Genomic DNA, 12,172 nt, shown 5'->3' with positions numbered 1-12,172 from the left:
GGCCCGCGCTCCCTCAGACGATCTTCGACAGCAGCTCGAGGAGCTGGCGCTGCTCCTGGTTGTTGAGCGGCTTCAGCGTCTCGCGCGACACTGCCGGCCCGTTGACCAGCAGCTTGGTGATCAGGCGATTGCCGTCGGTGGTGAGGCTGAGCAGCGTGCGCCGCGCGTCACCGGGATGCGGACGCGAATCGACCAGACGACGTTCCTTCAGCCGGCGCACCACGCCCTGCATCGTCGCCTTGTCCATGCCGACGAGACGGCCGAGATGATTCTGCGAGAGCTCGGTGTACTCGTGCAGCTTCACCATGCTCGAGTACTGCGTCGGCGTGATGTTGGGATCGCCGATCGTCACCTGGAAGATGGAGGAGGCTCGTTGATGCGCCCGTCGCAGCAGATAACCAACTTGCTCTTCGATGCGGTAGGGCCGTGATGCCGGACTTGATGCCGGCTTGCTCTCTGTTTGTCTTCTTGCGACGTTGCTCCGCATCGCCCCCGCCTTTGCTTGATCCTTGGCTACACCGACAACGCGCAGAGCACAACGGTCTCATAACACCCAACGCACGCGGTGAAATGAGCGGGGCTCTTGACTCGTTCGCGCAAGCGTGCCGCGCACGCCGTCAGTTGCGTTGCCGACCAACCCGGAACCGCTCGCGCAGTTCCTTGCGCTTGATCTCGCCGACCGACGTCTTGGGGGCCGCTTGTAGTCGCCGAGGTGAAGGACGCAGAGCTCGACCAAATCTTTCTCGCTGACTGACGCTTGAACCTTGACGCACCCATGGGGGCGAGTAGGTCGCGGTAAACGGTGAACCCGAGATCACCCTGTCGTCGGCACGGTCAACCACGTAGAGGTAGCGGTCGGCATCGAGGCGCGGGTTGTTCCAGAAGCCACGCATCTGTTCTTCGCACTTGGCGACGATCTCATCCGCTTCGCCGCGCCGCACGGCGTTGTTGTCCTCGTCCCAGATCTGCAACTCGGCAAAGGCAGCGGCTGCAAGCCCGGCCGCATCCGTGGCGAACCACACTCGCGTCTCATCATCGCAATAGGTAGTACCTCGGTCTGCCCGTAGCCCTGATACATGGCGTTCCCGAAGATCCATCGTTTCCTCCCGCGTTCTGCGTCGCAGTGCCAGAGCCGGTGACGCCACGTCGAGGCGATGGCAGTCTCGTGTGGTTCCCAACAGAGAGAGAAAAAATGCCGGGTGCGCTCGAAGGCATCAGGATCGTCGACCTGACCAACATCATCCTCGGCCCCTACGGCACCATGCTGCTGGCCGACCAGGGCGCCGACGTGATCAAGGTCGAGGCGCCGGAGGGCGACATGGTGCGCCACATCGGCAAGCCGGCCAAGACGCCGGGCATGGGACCGACCTACCTCTACGTAAACCGCAACAAGCGCTCGCTTTGTCTCGATCTCAAGAACCCGGCGGCAAAGGCGGCGCTGCTCAAGCTGGTGGCCACGGCCGACGCCTTCGTCCACGCGCTCAGGCCACAGGCCATCGAAGGATTGGGGCTGGGCTACGAGGCGATCCGCAAGATCAAGCCCGACATCGTCTATGTCGGCGCCTACGGCTACTCGGCCGACGGTCCCTACGGCAAGCTGCCGGCCTACGACGACGCCATCCAGGCCCGCTTCGGCATCGCCGACCTGATGGGCCGCGCGGCGGGCGACGACGTCCCGCGCTATCCGCCAACCATCATTGCCGACAAGACGGTCGGGCTCACCTTCGCCTTCGCGACACTTTCAGCCTTGATGCATAAGCAGCGCACCGGCGAGGGACAGTTCGTCGAGGTGCCGATGTTCGAGACCATGACCGCCTGGCTGATGGTCGAGCATCTGTGGGAACGGACGTTCTCCGACGAGGGCGAGGTCGGCTACACGCGCCTGCTCGCCCGCACCCGCAAGCCGTTCCGCACCCTCGACGGCTGGATGGCGATCCTGCCCTACAATGACAAGCACTGGCGCAACTTCTTCGAGATCGTCGGACGGCAGGAGGTGCTGAAGGATCCGCGCTACTCGACGCTGAACGCCCGATCCCTGCACATCAACGACATGTATTCCATGGTCGAAGCCCTGGCGCCGACCAAGACCACGGCGGAGTGGGTGAAGCTCCTGGACGACGCGCAGATCCCCAACGCACCGGTGTCCAAGCCGAGCGACCTGTTCGAAGACCCGCACCTGATCTGGCGGCAGCTCTTCAAGAAGTACCCGCATCCCAGCGAGGGCGAGATCATGATGGTCGAGCCGCCCATGCGCATGAGCCGCACGCCGCCCGCCATCCGCCGCATGGCGCCATTGAAGGGCGAGGATTCGCGAAGCGTTCTCGCCGAGGTCGGCTTGAGCGAGGCCGAGATCGACGCCCTGAAGAAGGACGGCGCGCTTATCGAGCCGTGACGGCGAGTTCGGCCGCCGCCAAGTCCTCCAGGGCGGCGCCGACGGACTTGAACAAGGTGATCGAGGTCGCATCGCCCGGCGCGCGGCCGGCTCGTTGCCCGCGTGTAAGCTCGTAAAGGTCGGCGATCACATCGCTTTCGCCGATCGTGCCGTTGGCCAATGGCTGAACGACGTCGCCGCCTTCCTTCAGCGCGCCAGCGCGGGTGTCGACATAGATCCGGGCGCGCCGCATGGCCTCATCGTCACTCTCGCGCATCTTCGGCGTGTAGGCGCCCACCAGGTCGACATGCTGGCCCTCGCGCAGCCAGCCGCCCTCGACCAGCGGCGCGCTGGAAAGCGTGGCACAGGAGACGATATCGGCCTCGCCGACAGCCTGCCGGCGATCGGTCACCGCGCGCACCGCAATGGGTCGCGCCAGGGCTTGTGGCAGCGACGCCGAAAGTTCCTGGGCGAGACGGGCCGCCTGGTCCGGCCGGCGGCCCCAGATCGCCACTTCCTCGATCGGCCGCACCTTGGCGTGCACGCGGATCAGCTGCGGCGCCAGCGCACCCGTGCCGATCATCAGGAGACCGCGGGCATCGGGGCGCGACAGGTAGCGCGAGGCCAGCCCCGAGGCACAGGCGGTGCGCCGCTTGGTCAGCATGGTGCCGTCGAGCATCGCCACCGTCTGGCCGGTCGTGCCGTCGAGCAGCAGGTACTGGCCGTAGATCGACGGCAGCGAGCGCTTGCCGTTGTCGGGGAAGACCGTGACCACCTTGATGCCGAGATGGCTGGAAGGGCCCTGCGTCCAGGCCGGCATCAGCAGCAACATGGCGTCGGCCGAGCCGGGGCCGGTCGGCTGGGCGATGGAGTGATGATGGCGCACTGGCATCTCACAGCCGGCGCGGAACAGCGCATCGAGGCGGTCGATCAGCGCCAGGTCGTCGAGGGCAGCGTCGACCTCGGCGGCCGAGAGGATCTTCACTGGAGGGGGCCGCGCGTGCCGGTAGGCATCGAGAGCTCGGACGAGACCAGGGCGCTCTGGCGCTCCAGCGCCTTCTGGTCACGCGGCGGCAAGCGGTTGGCCTCGGTCGACGACGGCGTTTCGGTCTGGCGCAGGCGCTGGACCTCGCGCTCCAGCCGGGCCGCCTCGCCACTCGCCTCGCGGGCGCGCCGGCGATGATGGCGGCCGGCCCACCAGCCCATGCCCAGCCCCGCCAGCACGCCCAGCAGCAGCACGCCGATCACCAGCAGATAGACCGGCATGACGACGAGATGCGGCAACGGCCATAGGGCGAGCTGCACCGGCTGGCGATTGCTGACCGCGATCAGCACGCCGACCAGGATGAACAGAATGAACAGGACGCGGACGAGAAGCTTCATGCGACGGCGAGCATGGCACAGCGACGATGGGAGACGCGAGAGTCATGGGACCGCGGGCCTCCAGGCCCGCTCATCTCATGATTCATGAGCGGGCCTGGAGGCCCGCGGTCCAATGAAGACTACTTCTTGCCTTCTTCCGGCTCCGGCGGGGCCAAGCCTGCCGCCTTGACCGCTTCCTTGTTCAAGCGGTCGCGCAAATCCTTGCCGGTCTTGAAGTAGGGCACCCGCTTGGACGCCACCGCCACCTGCTCGCCGGTGCGCGGGTTGCGCCCGGTGCGCGGCTCGCGTTTCTTCACGGAGAACGCGCCAAAGCCGCGCAATTCGACGCGGTGCCCTCCGGCCAAGGCCTTGGAGATTTCGTCGAAGACCGTGGCCACGATCCGCTCGACATCCCTTTGATAGAGATGAGGATTCCGGGCCGCCAGGCGAGCAATCAGCTCCGACTTGGTCATTGCCATGACAATAAAGGAAAAAAAGCGCCCCTTCAAGCCTAAGCCCTTGAATCACAAGGGAAAGAACCCCGAATGCAGGCTCCAGGCATCTCCGAGGGCCATTTTACCCAAGAAAAAGGCCGGCTCTTGGCTAGAGCCGGCCCTTCCCGAAAGTCGCTGAAGCGACCTTACTCTTCTTCCTTCTCATCCTTCTTCTGGGCCCGGCTCAGCGCCGCGCCGAGAATGTCGCCCAGGCTGGCGCCCGAGTCGGACGAGCCGAAGTCGGCCATCGCCTTCTTCTCCTCGTCGAGCTCACGCGCCTTGACCGACAGCACCACCCGGCGCGAGGCCCGGTCGATGTTGGTGATCTTGGCGTCGAGCTTGTCGCCGATGGCGTAGCGGTCGGGCCGCTGCTCGGAACGGTCGCGGGAGAGCTCGGACTTGCGGATGAAGCCCGGGATGCCGTCCTGCACCGTGACGTCGATGCCGTTCTCCTGGATGCCGGCCACGATGACGGTGACCACGTCGCCCTTCTTGGCGACCGAGCCCACCTTCTCGAACGGATCGTTCTCGAGCTGCTTGATGCCGAGCGAGATGCGCTCCTTGTCGATGTCGACGTCGAGGACCTTGACCTTGACGTTGTCACCCTTCTTGTAGTCGCGGATCGCCTCGTCGCCGGCCTTGTCCCACGACAGATCCGACAGATGGACCATGCCGTCGATGTCGCCGGGCAGGCCGACGAACAGGCCGAACTCGGTGATGTTGCGGACCTCGCCCTCGAGCTCGGTGCCGGCCGGGTACTTCTCGGCGAAGCTCTCCCACGGATTGGCCATGCACTGCTTGAGGCCGAGCGAGATGCGGCGCTTGGACATGTCGACGTCCAGCACCATCACTTCGACCTCCTGCGAGGTCGACACGATCTTGCCCGGATGGACGTTCTTCTTGGTCCAGCTCATCTCAGAGACGTGCACCAGACCCTCGACACCCGGCTCCAGCTCCACGAAGGCGCCGTAGTCGGTGATGTTGGTGACGCGGCCCTTGAGCTTGAGGCCGACCGGGTACTTGGCCCCCGCGCCGTCCCACGGATCGCTCATCAGCTGCTTCATGCCGAGCGAGATACGCTGCGTCTCGGGGTTGAAGCGGATGACCTGCACCTTGACCTGCTGGCCGATGGTGAGGGCTTCCGACGGATGATTGATGCGCTTCCAGGCGATGTCTGTGACATGCAGGAGGCCATCGACGCCACCCAGATCCACGAACGCGCCGTAGTCGGTGATGTTCTTGACCACGCCGTCGAGCACCTGGCCCTCGGACAGCGCGCCCATCAGGCGGGTGCGGTCCTCGGCGCGGGTCTCTTCCATGACGGCGCGGCGCGACACGACGATGTTGCCGCGGCGGCGGTCCATCTTGAGGATGGCGAACTGCTGCGCCTGGCCCATCAGCGGGCCGACGTCGCGCACCGGGCGGACATCGACCTGGCTGCCCGGCAGGAAGGCCACGGCGCCCGACAGGTCGACCGTGAAGCCGCCCTTCACGCGGCCGAAGATCGTGCCCATGACACGTTCCTGGTCGGTGAACGCCTTCTCGAGGACCGTCCAGGCTTCCTCGCGACGCGCCTTGTCGCGCGACAGGACGGCTTCGCCGTCCTTGTTCTCCATGCGGTCGACGAAGATGTCGACCGTGTCGCCTTCGCGCACTTCGGGAGCGCCGGTGCCGCCGTTGGCGAATTCACGGATGGCGACGCGGCCTTCGGACTTCAGTCCGACATCGACCACGACGAAATCATTGGCGATACGAATGACGCGGCCCTTGACGACCGTGCCTTCGAAGCTGGCGGAACCGCCGAGCGATTCCTCGAGGAGTGCTGCGAACTCCGCGCTGGCGGCGTCGTTCGACGTTTTACGCAGGGCGCTGCCCTTGGCCATTCAAAACCTCTTCCTTCATCGATCCCGGGCGAAACGCTGCCGCCCGTCGGCCAACCGGTTAAGTCCGGCGGATCCACTGCCTATAGAACCGCGTCCGGGTGCCCCCGATCGCAGTCGCCGCTAAGTAGTCTGCGATCCGCCGGCGGCGACTTATGGCCCGGAGGATCGAAAGCCCTTGCTCGAAATGAATGCCAAAGCGGCGGCGAAGGCCGCGTCGGCATCCATGTCGCTGGTATCGAGGTGGTAAGCATCGGGTGCGGCTTTCAAAGGTGATGCCGCCCGTTCGCTGTCGCGACGGTCCCGCTCCGCCATCTCGGCAAGAACGCGCGGCTTTATAGTGTCGGCACCCCGCTCGCGCAACTCCTGGTACCGGCGCTCGACCCGCGCTTCGAGGCTCGCCGTGACGAAAATCTTCACCGGTGCGTCGGGGCAGATCACGGTCCCGATATCGCGCCCGTCGAGCACGGCGCCCGACGCCTGATGTGCGAATTCTTTTTGGAATTTCAAGAGGTTGGCCCGCACCTGCGGGATTGCCGCTACCTTGGAGGCGGCCTGGCCCGCCTCGTCGGTGCGGAGCGCGGGGTTGTCGAGGTCGGCGGCCTCCAGGGCCGCGGCGGCCTCTTCCGGGGTCCGGCTGGTATGCGCGGCGGCCCAGGCAACGGCGCGATAGAGCAGGCCGGAATCGAGGTGCGGCAGCTTGAAATGGGCGGCCAGGCGCTTGGCGAGCGTGCCCTTGCCGGAGGCTGCCGGCCCATCGATCGCGATCAGCAGGGGTTTCACGCCGCCTCGATACGGGCGCCCAGGCCGTTCATCAACTGGGCGAAGCCCGGAAAGCTGGTCTCGATCGGCGAGCCGTCGTCGATCGCCACCGGCTCGCGCGCAGCAAGCCCCAACACCAGGAAGGACATGGCGATGCGATGGTCGAGGTGGGTCGCGACCAAGCCGCCGCCGGCGGGCGGCGCGCCGGTGCCATGCACGACCAGGTCGGCCAACCCCATCTCGTGCTTCACGCCGTTGGCGAAAAGGCCGGCGGAGACGCTGGCCAGCCGATCGCTCTCCTTGGCGCGCAGCTCCGCCAGGCCCTGCATGCGCGTCGTGCCCTTCGCGCAGGCAGCGGCGATGGCGAGGATGGGATACTCGTCGATCATCGACGGCGCGCGCTCGGGCGGCACCTCGACACCTTTCAGCACGCCGCCTTTGACATGCAGGTCGGCGACCGGTTCGCCGCCGACCTCGCGTTCGTTCTCGAAGGCGATGTCGGCGCCCATGTCGCGCAGCGTCTGATAGAGGCCGGCGCGCAGCGGATTGACGCCGACATTCTCGATTGTGACGTCGCTGCCCGGCCGGATCGCGGCGGCGACGACGGCGAAGGCCGCCGACGAGGGATCGCCCGGCACAACGATGTCGCGGCCCAGAAGCTCGGGCCAGCCGACCACGGTGATGCGCTTGCCGCCATCGCCCAACTCCCCTGGGGCCAGCACCACGCGCACCTCGGCACCGAAATGGCGCAACATGCGTTCGGTGTGATCGCGCGTCGGCTCAGGCTCGACCACGGTGGTCTCGCCCGCGGTGTTGAGGCCGGCCAGCAGGATGGCGCTCTTCACCTGGGCCGAGGCGACCGGCAGGCGGTACTCGATCGGCACCATCTCGTCGGTGCCGACGATGGCGAGCGGCAGGCGGCCGCCCTCGCGGCCCTCGAAGCGGCCGCCCATGCGGGTGAGAGGCTCGATCACCCGATGCATCGGCCGCCGCCGCAGCGAGGCATCGCCGGTCATGATGCTGGTGAAAGGATGGCTGGCCAGGATGCCGGCGAGCAGGCGTGCCGAGGTGCCGGAGTTGCCGAGTTCCAGCACGTCGGCGGGCTCGCGGCCGCCGCCCACGCCGAAGCCGCGGATACGCCAGAGATCACCTGACAGGGGGCCGCCATCCCGCACATGAGTGATTTCCGCCCCCAGCGCCCGGAGCGCCGCGGCGGTCGCCAGCACGTCCTCGCCGTCGAGCAGCCCCCGCACCGTGGTCTCGCCGAGCGCCAGGGCACCGAACATCAGGGCACGATGGGAGATGGATTTGTCGCCCGGGGCGCACACCCGGCCCTGCAGGCGGCCGGCCGGACGGGCGACAAGCTTGGCCGAATGGGCTCGCAGTGACAGGACAGCCTCCCGGAAAGGCGGCAGAAATGCGACGCCGCGATCTCGTACCATGGAGGAATTTGGTTTTGACAGGGTGAAAGACGCGTGACATACGCCCTCCCTCGCGGCCGATTTGGCCGATTTCTGCGGAATTTCCGGGAGTTTCTGCGTGGTGAAGGCGAGCTGGGGTACTAAGCGCACCTGCCAGAGCTGTGCTGCGCGCTTCTACGACCTGAACAAGGGGCCGATCAAATGCCCCAAGTGCGGGCGCGAACATGATCGCGAGGACTTCGTGAAGGTCCGTCGCGGTCGTGGCGCGACCGCCGCGGCGGCGGCTGCCACGGCAGCTGCGGCAGCGGCAGCCGCCAAGCTGGCGGCGAAGAAGAAGAGCGATGAGGCGGCGCTGGCGGGAGACGAATTGCCCGATGTCGAGGGCGACGAGGCCTTGGAAGAGGCCGACGATCTCGCCGACGACACCGAGGACCTCGAGGTCGAGGTCGAAGTCGAGGACGACAAGGGCGAGGGCGACCGCTAGCCGCTGTTGCCAGTGCGCGGGGCACGAATTATACCTCGCGCCGCCCATCAACGACCCAGGGGCCGAATTTTCGGGGCCATAGCTCAGCTGGGAGAGCGCTACAATGGCATTGTAGAGGTCGACGGTTCGATCCCGTCTGGCTCCACCAACACTACCAGGGGCTTAGCAGATTGCTGCTAAGCCCTTTGGTTTTTCAGGGGCACGCTGCGTGCCTCTCGGCTTGGGCGGCCCGGCCTTCGTTCGCCGATGTGCGGTAAGTCACATTTGCGTCCGGGAAAGCTCGCCACAGTAGCGACTGCCGCCCCGCAGCGCCTGCGCTGCAACAGTAACCCGAGCCAAGGCAAATACATGGTCGTGGTTACCAACCTCACCGTAACCAACGCTAAGCGGATCAATGTCACGAACTGGGTGACAGTGAGAGACGTATTCGGCCCACAACAGATTCCCGATCCGTCACCACGCGGCGATTGTGTCGTGCAGGCCACCACCGGGCCGCGGAACGACGAGGCTGAATGGTCGCAGATCGCCTGGCGCGGCGGCGAAGCGGTTTACGGAAACCCCAATCAACGGCTGGTCAAACGTCAAGCGGCCGGATCGACAACCATCACCGCATCGATTGGGACCAATACGGACAGGCTCGTGCTGTGGACCCTGTGGGCCGAAGTCTCCGTACTTACCAAAGGGCCCAGACCGCCCAATGCAAAACCTTGGAGCGCGGGTACGCCCTTCCCAGGGCCCGATCAATGCGGCGCCCATGATGTGCAGTCGCCCCTCATGGGAACGAATGCCCGCGGACAGATCGTCGCCGTTGCCAAGCTGTCGCCTCCTGGCATCGGCCAAGTCCTTTCCGCCACCGGCAAGCACACGCTGTTCAATCTCCGGCGCGAGGTGGCGGCACATGATTTTACAGATGGTACGCGGCAGGCTTTCAAGAAGTCGACGGGCGGCTGGGTGGACGACACGCTCCAGGGCATGCAGGTCCTCACGTCCGCCGCCAGCGACGAGATTTACGATACCGACGCGCCTGATCTTCCGGCGGGAGCGCAAACAGCGGAAACCTACAACAATTTCCGCCAATGGCTCGAATGGGATGGGCGCCCCTGCTCGAACTATGGCTACTGGCATTGGCAGGCGCGCTGGAAGGACCAGCAGGTGACTCTCAAGGACGTTGGGCAGGGCTCGATCACGCTTCCGGCGCAAGCTTTCTACAAAAAGCCTTGAGCCCAGGTCCTCGGCTCTCTCATGTATCGATCCTCAATGGATACGCGCCTGCCCGGCCGCGGCTTTCCGGTCGTTGCTTCTCGCCAAGAGGTAGAGCAGCGGAGACAGGGCCAACAACAGCCCCATGGCACCGCCGAAGACCTCACCGATGACCCGCGTGCTGTCTCTCGTGGCATGCGGCGAGGCCAGCGCCATGCCATGCAGCCATATCCAGCCTCCGGCCAGCAACAGCTCTATGGCGACGATGCCGATCAAGGTGCGTGTGCGTCTCGACATGACTCCCTCGCTGATCACTGCCGCGAGGCTTATCGCCCTCGTGTTTCTTCGACGTGTCGCGAACCGCCGTGCATCGTGTCGTGTGTGTCTCAGCCGTCGCGCGGCGCTCCGATTTGCGCCGTGAAGGCCGCCGCCCCGTCCGAACATGTCAGCGCTGGGGATCGAGCCAACTGTAGCCGATACGCTGCATGTTCTTGATCTCTGAAAAGCCGGGGTCGACCGCCATGAATTTCTTCCGGATCCGCTTCACCATCGAGCGGACGTTTGTGGTGTAGCCGTGCTCGCCGCTGCCGGCGACGAAGCCTTCATAGTGCGCCACGTCGTAGATGGCGCGGTAGGTCTGAAGCCTGCCTTTGTGCAACACCAGCAGCGCCACGATCTTGTATTCCGTCATGGTCAAGGCGACGTCCTGTCCCCGCCACAGGGCGCGCGCCGCCTGCCGATCCAAGGTGAGGTCACCATGACTCTCGATTTCGGGCATCGGCGCGGCAGGAGGCTGGCGCAGCCCCTCGATGACCACGCGCAAGCGGTGGACCAGCACATCCGTGCCCCGGGACTTGTCGACAAAGTCGATGGCGCCGCGATCCAGAGCCTGCAACTCCCGTTCAGGCAGGGCGTGCCCGGTCAGGAAGACGACAGGCAGTCCGATTCCCCGCTCTCTCATCGCGCCCAGCAACTCGAACCCTGACATCTCCGGCAGCGTCCAGTCGAGCAGCGCTACCTGAACGTCGACGCCGTTGCTCAAGGCCTCGAGAAAAGAAGGTCCATCGGCAAAGCACAACACCGAAAATCCCCGGTCGGCCAGGTCTGCGGTCAGGACTTCCCGATATAGGTCGTCGTCATCCACCAGGACTACGTCGGGCACGCCACGCGTTCCTTGAGCAAATTGCGCAGGTTTGGCCCGATCGAACGCGACAGCGATCCCAAAGTGCATTCCCCGCTGCTGACGTGATTGTCCGGGACTAGTCTATGGCCAATGCCTGCGCCATTCGCGCCTGGAGAATCGGAACCCGCGGAGGTCAGGCAAGTCCCAAGGCGGCGCCAGGGGCACGGGATGACCGTGCGCTCCCTCGGGGCCGGCGGGCTGGTTCCACCGGCGCTATGGTCCCGCGAGGAACGTGACCCGTAGCGTCGACCCTGCCAGACACTGGGCATTGGGCTGGTACTGGCTCCACGGCGGCACGAACATCGGATGGAAATAGGCATTCACGCAGTTCGGCGTGTTGCCCGTGCAGGTCGCGTTCGGATTGCCGCAGTTCGTCGGAAAGCCCGAATTGCCGTAGACGGTTCCCGGCGGCCCCTTGCAGGTATAGGTCGGCTGGTTCTGGCACGACAGCTGGACCGGCAGGTTGTAGGCGGCGCCGCCGGTGTTCGAGCAATAGTTCTGCGTCTGCCAGAGCGGGTCCGTGCAGTTCGAGGGGATGAGGCTGATGTCGTACCAGACGCAACTCGCCTGGCTCGTGGGATAGCAACCCGCCGCGCCGGCGCCGAAGGTCGTCTCGATCATGGTCTGATGCCTGGTCTGCGCCTGATAGCAGTTCGGCGGCGACATCGGAGCCGACGATGCGCAGAAGCGTGACGAGCCGGACGAGGTCGGAACGCTCGTGTTGCAAGCCATGCCGGACGGGATGGCCACCTGATTATTGCTGACGAATCCGCTGCAGTTGCCCCAGTTGATCGCACCCGGGGCCTGGCCGTTGCCGAGGGTGAAGGCGACGTAGATCGTCCGGCTCTGCTGGTTCTGGATGGAGACGCTGACTTGGGCGGCCGCCTCGCCTGTCATGATCGCCGATGCCGCCAAAAGGCCTACGGCCCAGGCGCTGAATTTCAGGCATCGGACCATCTTCACCTCCCCAAAGGTCTGGTCCGCCTATCCTGGCAAGGTTGGGCGCCTCCAGCTT

14 protein-coding genes and 1 tRNA gene are annotated in these 12,172 nt (G+C 65.6%); 4 read left to right on the top strand and 11 right to left on the bottom strand.

Annotated elements, in window-relative coordinates; translation table 11 throughout:
- Positions 1-13 precede the first annotated feature (13 nt).
- Positions 14-352, bottom strand: coding sequence for a MarR family winged helix-turn-helix transcriptional regulator (locus RSO01_RS36560; protein WP_218037566.1), 339 nt, complete (start codon positions 350-352; stop codon positions 14-16).
- 265 nt (positions 353-617) lie between these two features.
- Entirely contained in the window at positions 618-1,022 is a 405-nt protein-coding gene (locus tag RSO01_RS36555) for a class I adenylate-forming enzyme family protein (protein WP_147155544.1), read from the bottom strand.
- A 170-nt stretch (positions 1,023-1,192) separates the two neighbouring features.
- Between RSO01_RS36555 and RSO01_RS36550 the strand changes: the two genes are divergently transcribed.
- Complete coding sequence (locus RSO01_RS36550; RefSeq protein WP_147155543.1) at positions 1,193-2,392, top strand: CaiB/BaiF CoA transferase family protein; 1,200 nt, start codon at positions 1,193-1,195, stop codon at positions 2,390-2,392.
- On the opposite strand, the gene lhpI is transcribed toward RSO01_RS36550, so the two are convergent.
- The 6 genes from lhpI to aroA form a co-directional block, all read right to left on the bottom strand.
- On the bottom strand, positions 2,379-3,356 hold the full coding sequence (lhpI, locus tag RSO01_RS36545) for a bifunctional Delta(1)-pyrroline-2-carboxylate/Delta(1)-piperideine-2-carboxylate reductase (RefSeq protein WP_147155542.1): 978 nt from the start codon (positions 3,354-3,356) through the stop codon (positions 2,379-2,381). The genes RSO01_RS36550 and lhpI overlap by 14 nt on opposite strands.
- On the bottom strand, positions 3,353-3,754 hold the full coding sequence (locus RSO01_RS36540) for a lipopolysaccharide assembly protein LapA domain-containing protein (protein ID WP_147155541.1): 402 nt from the start codon (positions 3,752-3,754) through the stop codon (positions 3,353-3,355). Before RSO01_RS36540 ends, lhpI begins: the two co-directional genes overlap by 4 nt.
- Before the next feature lie 119 nt (positions 3,755-3,873).
- A complete protein-coding gene (locus RSO01_RS36535) occupies positions 3,874-4,206 on the bottom strand; it encodes an integration host factor subunit beta (RefSeq protein ID WP_147155550.1) in 333 nt (110 codons plus the stop codon).
- Between the two features lie 167 nt (positions 4,207-4,373).
- Positions 4,374-6,110: a 30S ribosomal protein S1 gene (gene rpsA, locus RSO01_RS36530; RefSeq protein ID WP_147155540.1), complete on the bottom strand. Its 1,737-nt coding sequence runs from the start codon at positions 6,108-6,110 to the stop codon at positions 4,374-4,376.
- A gap of 150 nt (positions 6,111-6,260) precedes the next feature.
- On the bottom strand, positions 6,261-6,890 hold the full coding sequence (locus RSO01_RS36525) for a (d)CMP kinase (protein ID WP_147155539.1): 630 nt from the start codon (positions 6,888-6,890) through the stop codon (positions 6,261-6,263).
- Complete coding sequence (gene aroA / locus RSO01_RS36520; RefSeq protein WP_373867975.1) at positions 6,887-8,260, bottom strand: 3-phosphoshikimate 1-carboxyvinyltransferase; 1,374 nt, start codon at positions 8,258-8,260, stop codon at positions 6,887-6,889. Before aroA ends, RSO01_RS36525 begins: the two co-directional genes overlap by 4 nt.
- 148 nt (positions 8,261-8,408) lie before the next feature.
- Between aroA and RSO01_RS36515 the strand changes: the two genes are divergently transcribed.
- The 3 genes from RSO01_RS36515 (at position 8,409) to RSO01_RS36505 (ending at position 9,995) form a co-directional block, all read left to right on the top strand.
- Positions 8,409-8,774, top strand: a complete 366-nt coding sequence (locus RSO01_RS36515; RefSeq protein ID WP_147155537.1) for a TIGR02300 family protein — start codon at positions 8,409-8,411, stop codon at positions 8,772-8,774.
- A 72-nt stretch (positions 8,775-8,846) separates the two neighbouring features.
- Positions 8,847-8,922: transfer RNA gene (locus tag RSO01_RS36510), tRNA-Ala, on the top strand.
- Between the two features lie 200 nt (positions 8,923-9,122).
- Positions 9,123-9,995 carry a hypothetical protein gene (locus tag RSO01_RS36505; RefSeq protein ID WP_147155536.1) on the top strand — a complete coding sequence of 291 codons (873 nt, stop codon included), beginning with the start codon at positions 9,123-9,125 and terminating at the stop codon, positions 9,993-9,995.
- 33 nt (positions 9,996-10,028) lie between these two features.
- Here RSO01_RS36505 and RSO01_RS36500 read toward each other — a convergent pair whose 3' ends face one another.
- The 3 genes from RSO01_RS36500 to RSO01_RS36490 form a co-directional block, all read right to left on the bottom strand.
- On the bottom strand, positions 10,029-10,271 hold the full coding sequence (locus RSO01_RS36500; protein ID WP_147155535.1) for a hypothetical protein: 243 nt from the start codon (positions 10,269-10,271) through the stop codon (positions 10,029-10,031).
- A gap of 148 nt (positions 10,272-10,419) precedes the next feature.
- Positions 10,420-11,136 (bottom strand): response regulator transcription factor, encoded by a 717-nt coding sequence (locus tag RSO01_RS36495; RefSeq protein WP_170303632.1) that lies wholly within the window; start codon positions 11,134-11,136, stop codon positions 10,420-10,422.
- Between the two features lie 234 nt (positions 11,137-11,370).
- A complete protein-coding gene (locus tag RSO01_RS36490; RefSeq protein ID WP_147155533.1) occupies positions 11,371-12,114 on the bottom strand; it encodes a hypothetical protein in 744 nt (247 codons plus the stop codon).
- Positions 12,115-12,172: the final 58 nt, after the last annotated feature.

Source organism: Reyranella soli (assembly GCF_007992495.1).
In the GTDB taxonomy this organism is placed as follows: Bacteria; Pseudomonadota; Alphaproteobacteria; order Reyranellales; family Reyranellaceae; genus Reyranella; species Reyranella soli.
Note: the sequence above shows the minus strand (reverse complement) of the source record. Positions and strands in the feature narration are given on the sequence as shown.

Excerpts from the sequence above, each read along its gene's own strand:
- RSO01_RS36505 (WP_147155536.1), top strand. The coding sequence starts at position 9,123 with ATGGTCGTGGTTACCAACCTCACCGTAACCAACGCTAAGCGGATCAAT.
- RSO01_RS36490 (WP_147155533.1), bottom strand. The coding sequence starts at position 12,114 with ATGGTCCGATGCCTGAAATTCAGCGCCTGGGCCGTAGGCCTTTTGGCG.
- rpsA (WP_147155540.1), bottom strand. The coding sequence starts at position 6,110 with ATGGCCAAGGGCAGCGCCCTGCGTAAAACGTCGAACGACGCCGCCAGC.
- RSO01_RS36535 (WP_147155550.1), bottom strand. The coding sequence starts at position 4,206 with ATGACCAAGTCGGAGCTGATTGCTCGCCTGGCGGCCCGGAATCCTCAT.
- RSO01_RS36540 (WP_147155541.1), bottom strand. The coding sequence starts at position 3,754 with ATGAAGCTTCTCGTCCGCGTCCTGTTCATTCTGTTCATCCTGGTCGGC.
- RSO01_RS36500 (WP_147155535.1), bottom strand. The coding sequence starts at position 10,271 with ATGTCGAGACGCACACGCACCTTGATCGGCATCGTCGCCATAGAGCTG.
- RSO01_RS36550 (WP_147155543.1), top strand. The coding sequence starts at position 1,193 with ATGCCGGGTGCGCTCGAAGGCATCAGGATCGTCGACCTGACCAACATC.